Genomic DNA, 20,501 nt, shown 5'->3' on the forward strand with positions numbered 1-20,501 from the left:
GACGCCGGGCCGCATTCGCTACGCAATTCCGCTACACATTTTTGCGGGAATTGCTCCCTGCCTCGTCATCGAAATCCGTCCCCTTCTGCAGCAGGTAGATATCCATGATCCAGCCATGCCGTTCGCGCGCCTCGGCGCGGGCGGCGAGGATGCGGTCCTTCACCGCCTGCACCGGGCCGCTGATGACGATTTCGTCCGGCGTGCCGAGATAGGCGCCCCAATAGATCGTTGCATCCGGATCTTCGACCGCCTTGAATGCCTGTTCCCCGTCGAGCATGACGACGGCGGTCTCGATCAGGCCGGGGAAATGCTCGTTGAGCCGCCGCCCGGTGGTGATGGCGACCGGCTTGCCGACGAGGTTCAGCGGAATTTTATGGGACGCGCACAGCGCCTGCACGCTGGTGATGCCGGGAATGACGCTGAAATCGAAGGTCACCTTGCCGCTCGCCTTCACCCGCTCGATGATGCGGATGGTGCTGTCGTAGAGCATCGGATCGCCCCAGACGAGGAAGGCGCCGATGCCGTCCTCGCCGAGTTCCTGGCTGAACAGCTCCTCGTAGATCGCGGTGATCGCCGCATGCCATTCGTCGACGCCGCTGAGATAGCTTTGTCCCTCGGCACGCCGTACCGGCAGGGCATACTCCACCGTGCGGCTCTCGGGATTGGTGACATAGCGCGCGCAGATATCGCGCCTGACATCGGCAAGATCGGCCTTCTTCGCCCCCTTGGTTGGAATGAACAGCACATCGGCGCGGTTCAGCGCGTTGATGGCCTGGACGGTCAGGTGCTCGGGATTGCCCGAACCGATGCCGACGATGAGGATATGGCGCATGATGGTTCCAGTCGAGACGGCCCACGGGCTTTGCGGCAGCAGTTAGCAGATGCCCGACGGCTGCCGCAAGGCCACAATCGCGGCGGGCATTCGTCCTTGCTTTCTTGCGCTGCATTGCACAAGATCGCCGCATCATAACAAGCGCCGCAAAGGCGAAACGGGGACGGCAAGCAGCACGATGTCGATCAAGGCCAGCATCTATCACCTCACCCATTATCGCTACGACACGCCCGTCGTCCTCGGGCCGCAGGTGATCCGGCTGAAGCCGGCCGCCCATTCCAGAACGAGGGTGCTGAGCCACGCGCTGAAGGTCACGCCGGAAAACCACTTCGTCAATCTGCAGCAGGATCCTTACGGCAATTACCTCGCCCGTTTCGTCTTCCCGGAGCCGGTGACCGAGCTGAAGATCGAAGTCGATCTCATCGCCGACATGACGGTCTACAATCCCTTCGATTTCTTCGTCGAGGACAGCGCCACGAAATGGCCCTTCGATTATCCCGAGGATCTGGCCGACGATCTCTCGATCTACCGCAGAGCGGAGCCGCCCGGCCCGGCGCTGGCCGCCTTCCTGGAAACGCTCGACCGCTCCGAACAGGGGACGGTCGACATGATCGTCGGGCTGAACGCCCGCCTGCAGCAGGAAATCGGTTATGTCATCCGCATGGAGCCTGGCGTGCAGACTCCGGAGGAGACGCTGACGACGGCGAAAGGCTCCTGCCGCGACACGAGCTGGCTTCTGGTGCAGATCCTACGCCACATCGGCTTCGCCGCCCGCTTCGTCTCCGGCTACCTCATCCAGCTGGCGCCGGATCTGAAGGCGCTGGACGGCCCTTCCGGCACTGAGGTCGACTTCACCGACCTGCATGCCTGGGCCGAGGTCTACCTGCCCGGCGCCGGCTGGGTCGGTCTCGACCCGACTTCCGGCCTGTTGACCGGCGAAAGCCATATCCCGCTCGCCGCCGCTCCGCATTACAGGAATGCCGCGCCGATTTCCGGCGGCTATATCGGCGAGGCCAGGACGGAATTCGATTTCGCCATGGAGGTCGAGCGCGTCGCCGAGCATCCGCGCATCACCAAGCCTTTCTCCGACGAATCCTGGGAAGCGCTGGACGCGCTCGGCCATGACGTCGACCGTGCATTGCAGGCGCAGGACGTGCGCCTGACCATGGGCGGCGAGCCGACCTTCGTCTCCATCGACGATTTCCAGTCGGCGGAATGGAATACCGATGCCGTCGGCCCGACCAAGCGCGACAAGGCGGACAGCCTCATCCGCCGCCTGCGCGAGCGCTTCGCGCCCGGCGGGTTCCTGCATTACGGGCAGGGCAAGTGGTATCCCGGCGAATCCCTGCCGCGCTGGACCTTCTCGCTCTACTGGCGCAAGGACGGCGTGCCGATCTGGCAGAGCGATGCCCTCGTCGCCCGCGAGGCGACCGACTACAAGGTGACGGAGGAGGATGCCGGCCGGCTGCTGACCGCCATTGCCGGCGAACTCGACATTCCCACGGACCACGTCCTGCCCGCATTCGAGGATCCGGCCGAATGGCTGGTCAAGGAGGCGAACCTGCCGGAAAACGTCGATCCGGCCAATTCGAAGCTGGAAAATGCCGAGGATCGCAGCCGCATCGCCCGTGTCTTCGAGCGCGGCCTGACGCGGCCGACCGGTTATGTGCTGCCGGTGCAGGCCTGGAATGCGCGCGCCAGCGGCCGGCGCTGGGCGAGCGAGAAATGGACGACGCGGCGCGGCCGAATCTTCCTCGTGCCCGGCGACAGCCCCGTCGGCTATCGCCTGCCGCTGAGCGCGCTCGCCTATATCCCGCCCTCGCAATATCCCTATATCAACCCGCAGGATCCGACCGTCCCGCGTGAAAAATTGCCGGATTTCCATGGCCATGGCGGCCGCCCCCTGCAGACGGCGCATTTCGAGCCGTTTTCCGAGCGGCAGCCGCAGCCCGGCCAGACCCGCGGTTATGCACAGGACATCGACGGCCATGTACGCACCGCCTTGTCGGTGGAGGCCCGCGACGGACGGCTCTGCGTCTTCATGCCGCCGACTGTCACCGTCGAGGATTATCTCGACCTGATCGCCTCGATCGAACGCGCCGCCAAGGCGCTCGGCCTGCCCGTGCATATCGAGGGCTACGCGCCGCCGCAGGACGAGCGCATCGACGTCATCCGCGTCGCGCCCGATCCCGGCGTCATCGAGGTCAACATCCACCCCGCTTCGTCATGGAAGGAATGCGTCGAGACGACCGCCGCGATCTACGAGGAGGCGCGCCAGACAAGGCTCGGCACCGACAAGTTCATGATCGACGGCCGCCACACCGGCACCGGCGGCGGCAACCATGTCGTGGTCGGCGGCGCCAATCCCAATGACAGCCCCTTTCTGCGCCGGCCGGATCTGTTGAAAAGCCTGGTGCTGCACTGGCAGCGCCACCCGTCGATGTCCTACCTGTTCTCGGGCCTGTTCATCGGCCCGACCAGCCAGGCGCCGCGCATCGACGAGGCCCGCCATGACGGGTTGTACGAGCTGGAGATCGCGCTGGCCCAGGTGCCGGCACCGGGTCAGGGCCAGCCGCCGCTGCCCTGGCTGGTCGACCGCCTGTTCCGCAACCTGCTCACCGATGTCAGCGGCAACACCCACCGTTCGGAAATTTGCATCGACAAGCTGTTTTCGCCGGACGGGCCGACCGGCCGCCTTGGTCTTGTGGAATTCCGCGGTTTCGAAATGCCGCCGAATGCGCGCATGAGCCTTGCCCAGCAATTGCTGGTGCGGGCGCTGATCGCCCGTGCCTGGCGCACGCCGCTCGACGGCCGCTTCGTGCGCTGGGGCACCAGCCTGCACGACCGCTTCATGCTGCCGCATTACGTCTGGGCCGACTTCCTCGACGTGCTCGCGGATCTGCGCCAGAACGGCTTCGATTTCCGCCCGGAATGGTTCGCCGCCCAGCTCGAATTCCGCTTCCCCTTCTGCGGCGAGGTGCAATACGAGAACACGCAGCTCGAAATCCGCCAGGCGCTGGAGCCCTGGCATGTGATGGGCGAGGAAGGCGCGCCCGGCGGCACGGTGCGTTACGTCGATTCCTCGGTCGAGCGCCTGCAGGTGCGTCTGCAGACCGACAATCCCGAGCGCTACCGCGTCGCCTGCAACGGCCGCGCCGTGCCGCTGCGCCAGACGGGCGAGGCCGGCGTCTCGGTCGCGGGCGTCCGCTTCAAGGCCTGGCATCCGGCATCGGGCCTGCATCCGGTGCTGCCGGTCGATACGCCCTTGACCTTCGACATTTATGACACATGGAGCGGGCGTTCGCTGGGTGGCTGCCGATATCATGTTGCCCATCCGGGCGGGCGCAATTATGAAACTTTCCCTGTGAACGGCAATGAAGCGGAAGCGAGGCGCCTCGCCCGTTTCGAGCCTTGGGGACATACAGCCGGCTCTTATCCGCTGATGCAGGAAACCGTTTCGCCGGAATTCCCGCTGACGCTCGACCTGCGCCGGCCGCAGGGGCTGTAAATGGGGAAAAAACCGGCGACGGGACGACGGGCGAGCGCGCCGGCCGGATCGGGCGATCCGTCCTTCGGCTATCGCGCCCTGCCGGGTGTCGCCGACGAGATGGTCGACACCAACGGCCAGGTGCGGCCGGTCTGGAAGCAGCTGCTCTCCTCGATCAACCGCCTCTCGGCGCATGAGCTGTCCGAGCGCATGGCCCGCGCCGACCGTTATCTGCGCGATGCGGGCGTTTTCTACCGCGCCTACGGCGCACAGGGCAGCGGCGAGCGCAGCTGGCCGATCTCCCACATTCCCGTGCTGATCGACGACAGGGAATGGCGGGGCATCGCCCGCGGTCTGGTGCAGCGCGCCAACCTGCTCGAAGCCGTCGTCGCCGATATCTATGGCGAGAACCGGCTTGTGCGCGACGGCTTTCTGCCGCCGGCGCTAGTGGCCTCCAATCCGGAATTCCTGCGCCCGCTGGTCGGCGTCAAGCCGGTCGGCGGCCATTACCTGCATTTCTGTTCCTTCGAGATCGGCCGCGGCCCCGACGGCAACTGGTGGGTGCTGGCCGACCGCACGCAGGCGCCGTCCGGCGCCGGTTTCGCGCTGGAAAACCGGGTGGCGACCACACGCGCCTTTTCCGACATCTATGCCGAGCTGCATGTGCATCGCCTCGCCTCCTTCTTCGGTGCCTTCCGCGATACGCTGCAGACCGGCAGGCACAGCGCCGACGACCGCATCGCGGTGCTGACCCCCGGCCCCGCCAACGAGACCTATTTCGAGCACGCCTATATCGCCCGCTATCTCGGCTTCATGCTGCTCGAAGGCGAGGATCTGATCGTCGTCAACGATCGCGTCATGGTGCGCACCGTCGCCGGCCTCAAGCCGGTGAGCGTGCTGTGGCGGCGTCTTGACGCGGCCTATGCCGATCCCCTGGAATTGAAGCAGACCTCGCATATCGGCACGCCCGGGATGGTCGAGGCGCTGCGCGCCGGCTCGGTGATGATCGTCAATGCGCTGGGCTCGGGCATTCTCGAAACCCGTGCCTTCCTCGCCTTCATGCCGACCATCTGTCGCCATCTGCTGGGCGAGGATCTGTCGCTGCCCTCGGTCGCCACCTGGTGGTGCGGGCAGAAGGCGGAGCGCGCCCATGTCGCCGAAAACATCGGCAAGATGGTCATCGGCCCGGCCTATTCGCGCCTGCCCTTCTTCGACGACAACGGCCAGTCGGTGCTGGGCGCGAAGCTCAGGGACCAGGCGCAACTGTCGATCGGCGACTGGCTGGAAAGCGACGGCGCAAAACTGGTCGGCCAGGAGGCGGTGACGCTCTCGACAACGCCGGCACTGGTCGACGGCAAGCTGACGCCGCGGCCGATGAGCCTGCGCGTCTATGCGGCGCGCACGACGAACGGCTGGGAAATCATGCCCGGCGGCTTCGCCCGCATCGGCTCCGGCGACGACGTCGCCGCCATCGCCATGCAGGCGGGCGGCAGCGCCGCCGATGTCTGGATCGTCTCCGACAAACCGGTCGCGCGGCCGACGCTGCTGCCGGCCGAGGCCGAATTTACCCGCCTGATGCCCGGCAGCCTGCCGAGCCGCGCCGCCGACAACCTGTTCTGGCTCGGCCGCTACATCGAGCGCGCGGAAGGGGCGCTGCGCATCCTGCGCGCCTGGAACGCGCGCTTTGCCGAATATGCCGATCCGAAGCAGCCGCTGCTCGCCGAAGTCAGCGCCTATCTCGCCGCCCTCGACATCGACACCGCCGCGGCCGTGCCGGAAAGCCTGCTCGCCAATATCGAAAGCGCCGTCTATTCGGCCAGCAACATCCGCGACCGCTTCTCGCCGGACGGCTGGCTGGCGCTGAACGACCTCGCCAAGACCGCCCGCCGCTTCCACGAACATGTGCAGCCCGGCGATGACGCGGCGCACGCCATGACCGTGCTGCTGCGCAAGCTCGCCGGTTTCGCCGGCCTCGTGCATGAGAACATGTATCGCTTCACCGGCTGGCGTTTCCTGTCGATCGGCCGCTATCTTGAGCGCGGGCTGCACATGACGCGGCTGCTCGGCCATATGGCTGGGCCCGAAGCGCCGGACGGGGCGCTCGACATGCTGCTGGAGATCGGCGACAACGTCATGACCCATCGCCGCCGCTACAGCGTCTCGACCACACGGCTGACGATCACCGACCTGCTGGCGCTCGACCCGCTCAACCCGCGCTCGATCCTGTTCCAGCTCAACGAAATCCACAACGAGGTGGAGCAATTGCCGAACGCCCTCGTCAACGGGCAGATGTCTCCCTTGTCCCGTGAGGCGATGCGCCTGCATTCGGGCCTGGCGGTGATGACGCCGGAGGCCTTGACGGCGCAGTCCTATCGTAAGCTGGAGCAGGAACTGGAGCACCTTTCAGACCTGCTGGCGCAAACCTATCTCGGCTGAGGCGGCGATGCTCTACGACCTGTCGCTGCACATGGGTTATCTTTACGACAGCTTCGCCTTCAATGCGCGCCACATCATCCGCGTCATGCCGCTGTCGATCCCCGACCGCCAGCGGCTGATCGCCGGCGCGCTGACCGTCGAGCCGCAGCCGGAGGAACGCGCCGCCTTCACCGATTTCTTCCAGCATCCGGCTGCCTCCATCCTGATCCGCGCACCCCATGAGCGGCTGGACATCCGCATGAAGGCCCGCGTGCAGGTCGAGGTCGTGACCGTCAGCGCCGATTTCTCGCCGACCCTCGACAAGCTGCCCGACGAACTCGGCAATTGCTGGTCGCTCGGCGCGGACTCGCCGCATCATTTCCTTGGGGCCAGCCCTCGCCTGCCGGAGGAGCCGGCGATCTCGGCTTACGCACGGGCCATGGATCTGAAGAACCGCACGGTGCTGGAAATCGCCCGCGCCATGTGCCGCCGAATCCACCGCGATTTTACCTATGACCCCAAGGCGACGACGGTGGACACGACGACGGCGCAGGCCTTTGCACTGAAGCGCGGCGTCTGCCAGGATTTCAGCCATGTGATGATCACGGCGCTGCGCAGCCTCGGCATTCCCGCCGGCTATGTCAGCGGCTACCTGCGCACCCTCCCGCCGCCCGGCAAGGAACGGCTGGAAGGGGCGGACGCCATGCATGCCTGGGTGCGCATCTGGTGCGGGGGCCTGGCGGGCTGGGTCGAATACGATCCGACCAACGATATTCAGGCCGGCACCGACCACATCGTCGTCGGCTACGGGCGCGATTACGCTGACGTCGCCCCGGTCATCGGCGCGCTGAAGAGCTATGGCCGCCAGCAGACCTTGCAGGCCGTCGACGTCATCCCCGTCGAGGCCTGACGCCGGCATGTTCGCATGCCGATACCGAAAAACCGCTTTCACGGTTCCTGGAAATGCTCTAACGCAAAAAGTGTTGCAAAAAACACGTGATCGCTCAAATACGAGGCATCCGGTAAACGACCTGGCAAGGGAACCATCGCTAGAACTGGAGCATCTTTCGAACCGCGAGGATGCCCCATGACCGCGTACCGTTCCCGCTTCGCGCGCCTGCTGGCCGACAGGGGCGGAAATTTTGCTGCCACGACCGCCATCCTGCTGCCGGTGCTGCTCGGTGTCGCCGGGGTCGCCATCGATTACCTGCGCATGACGCAGGAGCACACCCGCGTGCAGAACGCCGCCGACTCCGCGGCCCTCGCCGCCGCGACCGCGCTGGCGGAGAAGGCATTCACGGAAGAGCAGGCCCGTCTCCTGGCCCTGTCCTTCCTGCGCGGCCAGATGGCGGGTTCGGGCAGCACGGGCGACGACGCCGCCAAGAACGACGATCCCAATGCGCCCTTCAGCGCCGCCCCGACGATCCTGATCAACGAAACGCCGATCGCCGGCAACGGCAAGAAATTCACCGTCAGCGTCGAGGCCCACTACAAGGTTGCCCTGACCGGCTTCACCCGGGTGCTCGGCGTCAGCGATCCCGAGATCGTCGCCTACAGCAAGACAGCCAGCCAGACCGCGACGATGAATGCCTTGTCGATGTATCTGGTGCTCGACAAATCCGGCTCCATGGCCTGGATCACCGACACCAAGGACGGAGCGACATCGTCCTGCCCGAACTATACCGCAAGCAACTGGTCGAAATATCCGAACCTGAAGGCTTCGAGCCCCTGCTATGTCTCGAAGATCACCGCCCTGAAGACCGCCGTGACCACGCTGGCCGCGCAACTCGTCACCGCCGATCCGAAGTCGGAATACAGCCGGCTGGGAGCGGTGTCCTACAATATGTCGGCCCAGACCCCGTCGCCGCTCGACTGGGGAACGACCAAGGCGACGACCTATGTCAACGCGCTCGTCGCCGAGGGCGGTACAGCCTCTACCGACGCGATGCAGAAGGCCTATAGCAGCCTGACCGATTCCAAGGAAACCAAGGCGCATACCGACAAGACCGGCCTCACGCCGCAGAAATTCATCGTCTTCATGACCGATGGCGACAACAACAACACCTATGACGACACCCAGACGCTGGCGATCTGCGACAAGGCGCGCGCCGACAAGATCACCATCTACACGGTGGCCTTCATGGCGCCGTCCCGCGGCCAGAATCTGCTGAAAACCTGCGCCGGCACAACCGCCAACTATTTCGCCGCCGACAGCATGGCCCAGTTGGTCGATGCCTTCAAGACCATCGGCAAGAAGGCCGCCGACCGCACCACGCGCCTGACGAACTGAGCGCCGGCGCGCCGCCGACCACCCATCGCCCAAAGCAGCCAGCACCGTCCCGCAATCCCTGCGGGGCGGTGTTTGCTGTCAAACTGAGCGCCGCGCATCAGAACGGAAAAAATGATCAGAATCAAATCCTTTTGCCGTCTCTTCGCGCTGTCCGATCTATTTTTTAATTCGATTAAATGTCGGTTGCAACTGTTTCGCAACAATGCATAAACTATCGCAGTTGTGCTTCAGGCATCGGATGATGACTATATTCATGTGCGCCCGGCCGGACGGAACAACGCAGGTAGAAATAGCTCAGAGCCAGATGATGAACAATGTTTCGAAGGCAGGCATTCCTCTCCCCTCCCCGCGCAGTTCCGAGCCGAGCGTCCTTGCCGAGGAGATCATCGAGCGGCTGACGTACCGCATCGGCAAGGACGCCCAGGTCGCCAAGCCGCACGACTGGCTGACCGCCGCGATCCTCGTCATCCGCGACCGCGTCATCGACCGGTGGATGGCCTCGACCAAGCAGGTCTACAAGACCAACGCCAAGCGGGTCTATTATCTCTCCCTGGAATTCCTCATCGGCCGGCTGATGCGCGACGCCGTCAACAATCTCGGCCTGATGAACGAGATCCGCGACGCGCTCACCTCGCTCGGCGTCGATCTCGACGTCATCGCTGGTCTCGAGCCGGATGCCGCACTCGGCAATGGCGGCCTCGGGCGGCTCGCCGCCTGCTTCATGGAATCGATGGCGACCGTCGACATCCCCGCCTATGGCTATGGCATCCGCTACATGCACGGCCTGTTCCGCCAACAGATGTCGGACGGCTGGCAGGTGGAACTGCCCGAGACCTGGCTCGCCCACGGCAACCCCTGGGAATTCGAGCGCCGCGAGAGTTCCTACGAAATCGGCTTCGGCGGTACGGTCGAGACCGTCGGCGGTTATGACGAGGCGCCGCGTTACATCTGGAAGCCGAGCGAGCGCGTCATCGCCATGGCTTACGACACGCCCGTCGTCGGCTGGCGCGGCAAGCGCGTCAACACGCTGCGCCTCTGGTCGGCCCAGCCGATCGACCCCATCCTGCTCGACGCCTTCAATGCCGGCGACCATATCGGGGCGCTGCGCGAGAGCAACAAGGCGGAAACCCTCACCCGCGTGCTCTATCCGGCCGATGCGACGCCCGCCGGCCAGGAACTGCGCCTGCGGCAGGAATTCTTCTTCTCCTCGGCCTCGCTCCAGGACATTCTGCGCCGCCACCTGCAGCAATATCCCGATTTCACCTCGCTGCCCGACAAGGTGTCGATCCAGCTCAACGACACCCATCCGGCGGTTTCCATCGCCGAGCTGATGCGCCTGCTGATCGACGTCCACAACCTCGATTTCGACGAGGCCTGGGACCTCACCTGGCGCACCATCAGCTACACCAACCACACGCTGCTGCCGGAAGCGCTGGAAAGCTGGCCGGTGCCGCTGTTCGAGCGTCTGCTTCCGCGACACATGCAGATCATCTATGCGATCAACGCCAAGGTATTGGTCGACGCGCGCAAGACCAGGATGATGAGCGATGGCGAGATCCGCTCGATCTCGCTGATCGACGAGAACGGCGATCGCCGGGTGCGCATGGGCAACCTCGCCTTCGTCGGCTCGCACTCGATCAACGGCGTCTCGGCGCTGCACACCGAGCTGATGAAGGAAACGGTGTTTGCCGACCTGCACAAGCTCTATCCGGACCGCATCAACAACAAGACCAACGGCATCACGCCGCGCCGCTGGCTGATGCAATGCAATCCGGGCCTGACCGGCCTCATCCGCGAAACCATCGGCGACGCCTTCATGGACGATGCCGAGGCGCTGCGCGCCCTCGACGCCCATGCCAAGGACACCGGCTTCCAGCATCGCTTCGCGGCGGTGAAACGGGCCAACAAGCAGGCGCTCGCCAATCTGGTCGCCCAGCGCATGGGCATCCGCATCGACCCTTCCGCGATGTTCGACATCCAGATCAAGCGTATCCACGAATACAAGCGCCAGCTTCTCAACATCATCGAGGCGGTGGCCCTCTACGACCAGATCCGCTCGCATCCGGAACAGGATTGGGTGCCGCGCGTTAAGTTGTTCGCGGGCAAGGCGGCGCCGAGCTATCACAATGCCAAGCTGATCATCAAGCTCGCCAACGACGTCGCCCGCGTCGTCAATAACGATCCGTCGGTGCGCGGCTTGCTGAAGGTGGTCTTCATTCCGAACTACAACGTCTCCCTCGCCGAAGTCATGGTTCCGGCGGCCGATCTGTCGGAGCAGATATCGACCGCCGGCATGGAAGCATCCGGCACCGGCAACATGAAATTCGCCCTCAACGGCGCCTTGACCATCGGCACGCTCGACGGCGCCAATGTCGAGATGCGCGACCATGTCGGCGAAGACAACATCTTCATCTTCGGCAAGACCGCCGAGGAGGTCGCCCGCGCCCGCTCCGAGCCGTCGAACGCCCGCGCCATCATCGAAGGCTCCAAGGAATTGTCACAGGCCCTGCAGGCGATCGCTTCCGGCGTGTTCTCCCCGGATGATCGCAGCCGCTTCTCCGGACTGATCGACGGCCTCTATAGTCATGATTGGTTCATGGTCGCCCGCGACTTCGAGGACTATACCCGCGCCCAGCGTGACGTCGACACGGTCTGGTCCGATCCGAAGAGCTGGTACGAAAAGGCCATCTACAACACCGCGCGGATGGGATGGTTCTCCTCGGACCGCTCCATCCGGCAATATTCCGAAGAGATCTGGAGGGCGGGATGAAGCAGGGCAGGAAGGCCGAGGCCCGCAACGGTGGGGGCGGACGCCCTCCCGAACTGCCGGCGGCGGAAATCGCCGCCATCGTCCACGGCACCCATGCCGATCCCTTCGCGGTGCTGGGCGTGCATCGCGCCGGCGACGGCTATGTCGCCCGCTGCTTCATTCCGGGCGCCGAGGCGGCCACCGCCTTCGCGCTCGACGGCCAGGAAATCGGCACGCTCGAACAGCGCCACGATGAAGGATTTTTCGAAGGCCCTGTCACGGTCACCCGGTTACAGCCGGTGCGCTATCGCGCCCGGCGCGGCGATGCCGAATGGATGGTCACCGATCCCTACAGCTTTGGGCCCGTGCTCGGGCCGATGGACGATTATTATATCCGCGAAGGCTCGCATCTTCGGTTGTTCGACAAGCTCGGCGCCCATCCGCTGAAGCATGAAGGCGTCAACGGCTTCCATTTCGCCGTCTGGGCGCCGAATGCCAGCCGCGTATCGGTCGTCGGCGATTTCAATACCTGGGACGGCCGCCGGCATGTGATGCGGCTGCGCCGCGACACCGGCATCTGGGAGATCTTCGCCCCCGACGTCGGCGCCGGCGTCGCCTACAAATTCGAGATCATGGGCCCTGAGAGCGTGCCGCTGCCGCTCAAGGCAGATCCTTTCGCCCGCCGCGCCGAACTGCGACCGAAAAACGCTTCGATGACGACGCCGGAACTGGTGCAGGACTGGCAGGACGCGGCGCATATGAAGCATTGGTCCAGCGTCGACCATCGCCGGCAGCCGATTTCCATCTACGAGGTTCATGCCGGCTCCTGGCGGCGGCGCGACGACAACGAGATGATGAGCTGGGACGAGCTGGCCGCGCATCTCATCCCCTATTGCGTCGATCTCGGCTTCACCCATATCGAATTTTTGCCGATCACCGAGCACCCCTTCGATCCTTCCTGGGGCTACCAGACGACCGGGCTTTATGCGCCGACCGCCCGCTTCGGCGAGCCGGAAGGCTTTGCCCGCTTCGTCAACAGCTGCCACAAGGTCGGCCTCGGAGTCATCCTCGACTGGGTGCCGGCGCATTTCCCGACCGACCAGCACGGGCTTGCCTGGTTCGACGGCACCGCGCTTTACGAGCACGAGGATCCGCGCCAGGGTTTCCATCCCGACTGGAACACGGCGATCTACAATTTCGGCCGCTCGGAAGTCCTGTCCTACCTCGTCAACAACGCGCTCTACTGGACGGAGAAATTCCATCTCGACGGCTTGCGCGTCGATGCCGTCGCCTCGATGCTCTATCTCGACTATTCGCGCAAGGAAGGCGAATGGGTGCCCAACGAATATGGCGGGCGCGAGAACCTGGACGCGGTGCGTTTCCTGCAGACGACCAATGCGCGCGTCTACGGCAGCCATCCCGGCGCGATGATGATCGCCGAGGAATCCACCTCCTGGCCGAAAGTCTCGCATCCCGTGCATGAGGGCGGGCTCGGCTTCGGCTTCAAGTGGAACATGGGCTTCATGCATGACACGCTGAGCTACATGTCGCGGGAGGCGGTGCATCGCAAGTACCACCATCAGGAGCTGACCTTCGGCCTTCTCTATGCGTTCTCCGAAAACTTCGTGCTGCCGCTCAGCCATGACGAGGTGGTCCACGGCAAGGGATCGCTGATCGCCAAGATGTCGGGCGACGACTGGCAGAAGTTCGCCAACCTGCGGGCCTATTACGGTTATATGTGGGGCTATCCCGGCAAGAAGCTGCTGTTCATGGGCCAGGAGTTCGCCCAGTGGAGCGAATGGAGCGAGGCGCGCCAGCTCGACTGGAACCTGCTGCAATATCCCATGCATGAGGGCATGCGCCGATTGGTGCGCGACCTCAACCTCGCCTATCGCAGCAAGCCGGCGCTGCATGCGCGCGATTGCGAGGGCGAAGGCTATGAATGGCTGATCGCCGACGACCACCAGAATTCGGTCTTTGCCTGGCTGCGCAAGGCGCCCGGCGAAAAGCCGGTCGCGGTGATCAGCAATTTCACGCCGGTCTACCGCGAAAACTATGCCGTGCCGCTGCCCCATGCCGGGCGCTGGCGCGAGATCATCAATACCGATGCCGAAATCTACGGCGGCAGCGGCAAGGGCAATGGCGGACGCGTCCAGGCGGTTGAAGTGTCGAATGGAGGAATATCGGCAACGATCACCCTGCCGCCGCTGGCGACGATCATGCTGGAATGGGAAGGCTAGAGCATTTCCAGCCGAAGCGTGGTCGCTTCGGTATCGGACAATGCTCCAGGTTTCGCCCGCAAAGGCGAACGAAAACAGGCAGCACCCCGTCTCGCGAATGCGCATCGGTTCGGGAGACGGGCATCGAAACTTTCAGAATACCGGGAGGATTTCATGGTAGAAAAACGCATCCAACCCCTTGCCCGCGATGCGATGGCCTATGTTCTGGCCGGCGGCCGGGGAAGCCGCCTCAAGGAACTGACCGACCGCCGCGCCAAGCCCGCCGTCTATTTCGGCGGCAAGACCCGCATCATCGACTTCGCGCTGTCGAATGCGCTCAATTCCGGTATCCGCCGCATCGGCGTCGCCACGCAATACAAGGCGCATTCGCTGATCCGCCATATGCAGCGCGGCTGGAACTTCTTCCGCCCCGAACGAAACGAGAGCTTCGACATCCTGCCGGCCTCCCAGCGCGTTTCGGAGACGCAGTGGTATGAGGGCACGGCGGACGCCGTCTACCAGAACCTTGACATCATCGAATCCTATGGTCCGGAATATATGGTCATCCTCGCCGGCGACCATATTTACAAGATGGACTACGAATTGATGCTGCAGCAGCACGTCGATTCCGGCGCCGACGTCACCGTCGGCTGCCTGGAAGTGCCGCGCATGGAAGCCACCGGCTTCGGCGTCATGCATGTCGACGGCACCGACAGGATCATCGATTTCGTTGAAAAGCCGGCCGATCCGCCGGGCATCCCCGGCAATCCGGATTTTGCGCTCGCTTCGATGGGCATCTATGTCTTCCACACGAAATTCCTGGTCGACGCGCTGCGCCGCGATGCCGCGGACCCTTCTTCCAGCCGCGATTTCGGCAAGGACATTATTCCGCATATCGTGAGCCACGGCAAAGCCCAGGCGCACCGCTTCGCCGATTCCTGCGTGCGCTCCGATTTCGAGCGCGAGCCCTACTGGCGCGACGTCGGAACCGTGGACGCCTACTGGCAGGCCAATATCGACCTGACCGACATCGTTCCCGAGCTCGACCTCTACGACAAGTCCTGGCCGATCTGGACCTATGCCGAGATCCTGCCGCCGGCCAAATTCGTCCATGACGACGAGAACCGCCGCGGCTCGGCCACCTCCTCGCTGGTCTCGGGTGATTGCATCATCTCCGGCGCCTCGCTGAACCGCAGCCTGCTGTTCACCGGCGTGCGCGCGAATTCCTATTCGCGGCTGGACAACGCCGTGGTGCTGCCCTCCGTGCGCATCGGCCGGCGCGCCCAGCTCAAGAATGTCGTCATCGATCATGGGGTGACCATTCCCGAGGGGCTCGTCGTCGGCGAGGAGCCGGAACTCGACGGCAAGCGCTTCCGCCGCACCGAAAGCGGCATCTGCCTGATCACCCAGGCGATGATCGACCGCCTGGACCTGTAACGCCATGCAGGTTCTTGCCGTCGCCTCCGAGATATTCCCGCTGGTCAAGACCGGCGGGCTGGCGGATGTGGCGGGCGCCCTGCCGCTCGCCCTCAAGCCGCTGGGCATCAGAACCCGGACCCTGATTCCCGGTTACCCGTCCGTTCTTGCCGCCGTGCAAGGCGCCGTGGCCTGCCATCGCTTCGATGACTTGCTGGGCGAAGAAGCCACCGTCCTGGAGGTCGAGCACCGGGGATTGGACCTGCTGATCCTCGACGCCCCAAGCCTTTACGACCGGGCGGGCGGCCCCTATCTCGATCCCGCCGGCATCGACCATGTCGACAACTGGAAACGCTTCGCCGCCCTGTCCAGGGCGGCGGCGGAGATTGCGGCCGGAGTGCTTTCCGGCTGGCAGCCGGACCTCGTCCATGCCCATGACTGGCAGGCGGCGATGGCGCCGGTCTATATGCGCTACGGCCTCGTGCCGGAACGCCCAAGCGCCGTCACCATCCACAATATCGCCTTCCAGGGCCAGTTCGCCTCCAGCATCTTCGCCGGCCTCGACCTGCCGCCGCACGCCTTCTCCATCGAAGGCGTCGAATATTATGGCGATGTCGGCTTCCTCAAGGGCGGATTGCAGACCACCCATGCGATCACCACCGTCAGCCCGTCCTATGCCGAGGAGATCCTGACGCCGGCCTTCGGCATGGGACTGGAAGGGGTCATCGGCGCCCGCGTCGCCGACCTCACCGGCATCGTCAACGGCATCGACGCCCATGTCTGGGATCCGGCGACCGACCCGATGATTTCGGCCCATTATTCCGCAGGGAACATGAAGCGCCGGCCGGAAAACCGCCGGGCGGTGGCCGAACATTTCGGCCTCGACCAGGATCAGGGACCGATCTTCTGCGTCGTCAGCCGCCTCACCTGGCAGAAAGGCATGGATCTGCTGACCGAAGTCGCCGACGAGATCGTCGCCCGCGGCGGCAAGCTCGCCGTGCTTGGCTCCGGCGATGCCGATCTGGAATCGGCCTTCCGGGCCGCTGCCGCCCGCTATCCCGGCCGCGTCGGCCTGTCGCTCGGCTATAACGAGCCGCTGTCGCATCTCATGCAGGCCGGCAGCGACGCGATCCTCATTCCCTCGCGCTTCGAGCCCTGCGGCCTCACCCAGCTTTACGCGCTGCGCTACGGTTGCATCCCCGTCGTCGGCCATACAGGCGGGCTTGCCGACACTGTCATCGATGCCAACGAAGCCGCGCTCAATGCCAGAGTGGCGACCGGCGTGCAGTTTTCGCCCATCGACCTTTCAGGCCTGCGCCTTGCCTTGCGGCGAACCTTCCGCCTGTATGAAAATCAAAAACTCTGGACGCAAATGCAAAAGCAGGGCATGAAATCGGACGTATCATGGGAAAAGAGCGCCGAAACCTATGCCGCGCTCTACGCCCGCCTCGTCTCGAAAGGCATTTAGCCACATGAACAAGACTGTTCCCACCAAGCCCTATGCCGATCAGAAACCGGGAACCTCCGGCCTGCGCAAGAAGGTTCCGGTGTTCCAGCAGGAAAACTATGCCGAGAACTTCATCCAGTCGATCTTCGATTCGCTGGAAGGGTATCAGGGCAAGTGCCTCGTGATCGGCGGAGACGGCCGGTACTACAATCGCGAAGTCATCCAGAAGGCCATCAAGATGGCCGCCGCCAACGGTTTCGGCAAGGTGATGGTCGGCAAGGGCGGCATCCTGTCGACGCCCGCAGCCTCGCATATCATCCGCAAATACAAGGCCTTCGGCGGTATCATCCTTTCGGCTAGCCACAATCCCGGCGGCCCGACCGAAGATTTCGGCATCAAGTACAATATCGGCAATGGCGGCCCGGCCCCCGAAAAGATCACCGACGCCATCTATGCCCGCACCAAGACGATCGACGCCTACAAGATCGCCGATTTCGCCGACATCAACCTCGATACGATCGGCAAGCAGACGGTCGCCGGCATGGTGATCTCGGTCATCGATCCGGTCGAGGACTATGCGGCGCTGATGGAGGAGCTGTTCGATTTCGGCGCCATCCGCAACATGATCAGCCTCGGTTTCCGCATCGCCTTCGATGCGATGAGCGCCGTCACCGGCCCCTATGCCAAGGAGATCCTCGAAAACCGGCTTGGGGCGCCCAACGGTTCGGTGCGCAATTTCCTGCCGCTGCCGGATTTCGGCGGCCATCACCCGGACCCGAACCTCGTCTATTGCAAGGAACTCTATGACGAGATGATGGGCGACGATGCGCCCGATTTCGGCGCGGCATCCGATGGCGACGGCGACCGCAACCTGATCATCGGCAAGGACATGTTCGTCACGCCGTCCGACAGCCTGGCGATCCTGGCGGCCAACGCCAATCTGGCCCCCGGTTATTCGGCCGGCATCGCCGGCATCGCCCGCTCGATGCCGACCTCGGGCGCCGCCGACCGCGTCGCCGAAAAGCTCGGCATCGGCATGTACGAGACCCCGACCGGCTGGAAATTCTTCGGCAACCTGCTCGATGCCGGCCTTGCCACCATTTGCGGCGAGGAAAGTGCCGGCACCGGCTCCAACCATGTGCGCGAAAAGGACGGCCTTTGGGCGGTTCTCCTCTGGCTGAACATCCTGGCCGTGCGCGGCGAGAGCGTCGCCGATATCGTGCGCCAGCATTGGGCCGCCTATGGCCGCAACTATTATTCGCGCCACGATTATGAAGGCGTCGATTCCGATGCCGCCAACGGGCTGGTGACGGCGCTGCGCGCCAAGCTGCCGACGCTGGCCGGCACCCAGTTCGGCGCCCTCACCGTCGCCTCGGCCGACGATTTCGCCTATCACGACCCGGTCGACAAGTCGGTGAGCATGAACCAGGGCATCCGCGTGCTGTTCGAAGGCGGCTCGCGCGTCGTCTTCCGCCTCTCCGGCACCGGCACGTCGGGCGCGACGCTGCGCGTCTATATCGAGCGCTACGAGCCCGATCCCGGCCGCCACGGGCTGGACACACAGGAGGCGCTCGCCGACCTGATCGCCGTTGCCGAAGAAATCGCCGACATCAAGGCCCGCACCGGCCGCGACGCACCAAGCGTCATCACCTGACGGCCCGCCATGGAGACGCCGCATGGAGGATAGCTTCTCTCGTCAGGGTGGTGCCATCCTTTTCGACAGCGGCGTCGAATTCGCCGTCCGGTCTCCGCTGGCCACGCATGTGGATCTCTGCCTGTTCGACGGACAGGCGGAGGTGCGCCTGCCGATGGAGCGCGATGGCGATATCCACCGCATGTTCGTCGACGACCTGAAGCCCGGCGCCCGCTACGGTTTTCGCGCCGATGGCGTCTACGATCCCGACAAGGGTTTTTGGTTCGATCCGGCCAAGCTGCTGGTCGATCCCTATGCCACCGAACTCGACCGGCCCTTCCGCCATGATGCAAGGCTGAGCCAATTCGGCACTGAGACCGCCGATCTCGTTCCGAAGGCCATCGTTCGCCGCCACAGGCCGGTGAAGCGCCAGCCGCCTTTGTTCAGGAAAGGCGGCTTCATCTACGAAGTCGCGGTGCGCCCCTTCACCATGCTGCATCCTGAGGTGCCCGAGGCGCAACGCGGCACGGTCGCGGCCCTGGCCCACCCTGCTATCATCGCCCATCTGAAACGGCTCGGCGTCGATGCAGTCGAACTGATGCCGATTACCGCCTGGATCGACGAACGCCATCTGCCGCCGCTTGGCCTGACCAATGGCTGGGGCTACAATCCCATCGCCTTCATGGCGCTCGATCCGCGTGTCGTGCCGGGCGGCGTCGCCGAACTGGCCGACACCGTCGCGGCGTTGCGCGCCGAGGGCATCGGCGTCATCCTCGACCTCGTCTTCAACCATACCGGCGAAAGCGACCGCCACGGCGCGACCCTGTCGCTGCGCGGCCTCGACAATCTCACCGCCTATCGCCACCATCGCGGCGAGCCCGGCCATCTCGTCAACGATACTGGCACCGGCAATACGGTCGCCTGCGACCACCCGCATATCCGTCAGATGATCGTCGAAAGCCTGCGCCATTTCGTGTTGCATGCCGCCGTCGACGGTTTTCGTTTCGACCTCGCCCCGGTCCTCGGCCGCACCGCCGACGGCTTCTCCCGCGACAGCGAGACGCTCGCCGCGATCCATGCCGACGAAGTTCTGGCCGACCGGGTGCTGATCGCCGAACCCTGGGATATTGGCCCGGGCGGCTATCAGCTCGGCAATTTCCCGAAAGACTTCCTCGAATGGAACGACCGCGCCCGCGACGACCTGCGCCGCTACTGGCGCGGCGATGCTCGCATGACCGGCGCTCTGGCGACGGCGCTGGCCGGTTCCTCGGATATTTTCCAGCGCGACGGCGCGAAAGAAACCCGCAGCGTCAATTTCATCGCCGCCCATGACGGTTTCACCCTGCACGACCTCGTCGCCTACGAACACAAGCATAACGAGGCCAATGGCGAGGACAATCGCGACGGCCATGGCGAGAATTTTTCCTGGAACAACGGCGTCGAGGGCGAGACGGAAGGCGGCGCGGTACTCGCCGGCCGCCGCGCCGATCTCGCCGCCCTGCTCGGCACGCTGTTTTCGGCGCGGGGCACGGTGATGCTGACCGCCGGCGACGAGGGCGGCCGCAGCCAGGGCGGCAACAACAATGCCTATTGCCAGGACAATGCCATCACCTGGATCGAGTGGTCGCGCCTCGACGACGGGCTGATCGCCCACACCGCCTTCCTCTCCGGTTTGCGAAAACGCTTCGACGGCCTGTCCGCCCAAAGCTTCTTCACCGGCGCGGACGGCGACGTCGTCTGGGCGACGGCTGGCGGGGAGCCGATGACGGTGGCCGACTGGGAGGACGAGCAGGGAGCAACGCTCGCCATGGTCATCCGCACGCCGGATCGTGAAACCGGCCGCGACACGCGGCTGGCAATCCTACTCAACCGCGCCCGTGAGGGCCGCCGCTTTCGCCTGCCGCCGTCCGGGCGCGGCTGGCGCCTGCTCTCCCCTGCCGCCGCCACGCCGGTCGAAACGGTCGATGCGGACGGGCGCAGCGTCCTCTTCTGCGTCGAACTTTAACCTCCCCT

General features: G+C 64.6%; 11 protein-coding genes. 10 read left to right on the top strand and 1 reads right to left on the bottom strand.

The genetic code is table 11. The features are described 5' to 3' along the window. Positions 1 to 31: 31 nt before the first annotated feature. Positions 32 to 832, bottom strand: coding sequence for a precorrin-6A synthase (deacetylating) (cobF, locus tag P7F60_RS20635; protein WP_277919575.1), 801 nt, complete (start codon positions 830 to 832; stop codon positions 32 to 34). Positions 833 to 1,010: 178 nt separating this feature from the next. Between cobF and P7F60_RS20640 the strand changes: the two genes are divergently transcribed. The 10 genes from P7F60_RS20640 to glgX all read left to right on the top strand — a co-directional run bounded on the left by P7F60_RS20640 (position 1,011) and on the right by glgX (position 20,493). After that, on the top strand, positions 1,011 to 4,340 hold the full coding sequence (locus P7F60_RS20640) for a transglutaminase family protein (protein WP_277919576.1): 3,330 nt from the start codon (positions 1,011 to 1,013) through the stop codon (positions 4,338 to 4,340). Next, complete coding sequence (locus tag P7F60_RS20645; RefSeq protein WP_277919577.1) at positions 4,341 to 6,755, top strand: circularly permuted type 2 ATP-grasp protein; 2,415 nt, start codon at positions 4,341 to 4,343, stop codon at positions 6,753 to 6,755. Positions 6,756 to 6,762: 7 nt separating this feature from the next. Continuing rightward, the gene (locus tag P7F60_RS20650; protein ID WP_277919578.1) at positions 6,763 to 7,644 is read left to right on the top strand and encodes a transglutaminase family protein; all 882 of its coding nucleotides are present in this window, start codon (positions 6,763 to 6,765) and stop codon (positions 7,642 to 7,644) included. Between the two features lie 177 nt (positions 7,645 to 7,821). Then, positions 7,822 to 9,024, top strand: a complete 1,203-nt coding sequence (locus tag P7F60_RS20655) for a VWA domain-containing protein (protein ID WP_277919579.1) — start codon at positions 7,822 to 7,824, stop codon at positions 9,022 to 9,024. 307 nt (positions 9,025 to 9,331) lie between these two features. Beyond that, positions 9,332 to 11,794, top strand: coding sequence for a glycogen/starch/alpha-glucan phosphorylase (locus P7F60_RS20660; RefSeq protein WP_277919580.1), 2,463 nt, complete (start codon positions 9,332 to 9,334; stop codon positions 11,792 to 11,794). Beyond that, positions 11,791 to 14,013 (top strand): 1,4-alpha-glucan branching protein GlgB, encoded by a 2,223-nt coding sequence (gene glgB, locus P7F60_RS20665; protein ID WP_277919581.1) that lies wholly within the window; start codon positions 11,791 to 11,793, stop codon positions 14,011 to 14,013. The genes P7F60_RS20660 and glgB overlap by 4 nt, the downstream gene beginning before the upstream one ends. A gap of 153 nt (positions 14,014 to 14,166) precedes the next feature. Next, the gene (glgC, locus tag P7F60_RS20670) at positions 14,167 to 15,429 is read left to right on the top strand and encodes a glucose-1-phosphate adenylyltransferase (protein WP_277919582.1); all 1,263 of its coding nucleotides are present in this window, start codon (positions 14,167 to 14,169) and stop codon (positions 15,427 to 15,429) included. 4 nt (positions 15,430 to 15,433) lie between these two features. After that, positions 15,434 to 16,876, top strand: a complete 1,443-nt coding sequence (glgA, locus tag P7F60_RS20675) for a glycogen synthase GlgA (RefSeq protein ID WP_277919583.1) — start codon at positions 15,434 to 15,436, stop codon at positions 16,874 to 16,876. A 4-nt stretch (positions 16,877 to 16,880) separates the two neighbouring features. Continuing rightward, positions 16,881 to 18,509: an alpha-D-glucose phosphate-specific phosphoglucomutase gene (locus tag P7F60_RS20680; protein WP_277919584.1), complete on the top strand. Its 1,629-nt coding sequence runs from the start codon at positions 16,881 to 16,883 to the stop codon at positions 18,507 to 18,509. Positions 18,510 to 18,531: 22 nt separating this feature from the next. Continuing rightward, positions 18,532 to 20,493: a glycogen debranching protein GlgX gene (gene glgX / locus P7F60_RS20685; RefSeq protein WP_277919585.1), complete on the top strand. Its 1,962-nt coding sequence runs from the start codon at positions 18,532 to 18,534 to the stop codon at positions 20,491 to 20,493. The last annotated feature ends 8 nt before the right edge of the window (positions 20,494 to 20,501 follow it).

Origin of the sequence: Rhizobium sp. YJ-22, assembly GCF_029601685.1 — a bacterium.
Taxonomy (GTDB): domain Bacteria; phylum Pseudomonadota; class Alphaproteobacteria; order Rhizobiales; family Rhizobiaceae; genus Metarhizobium.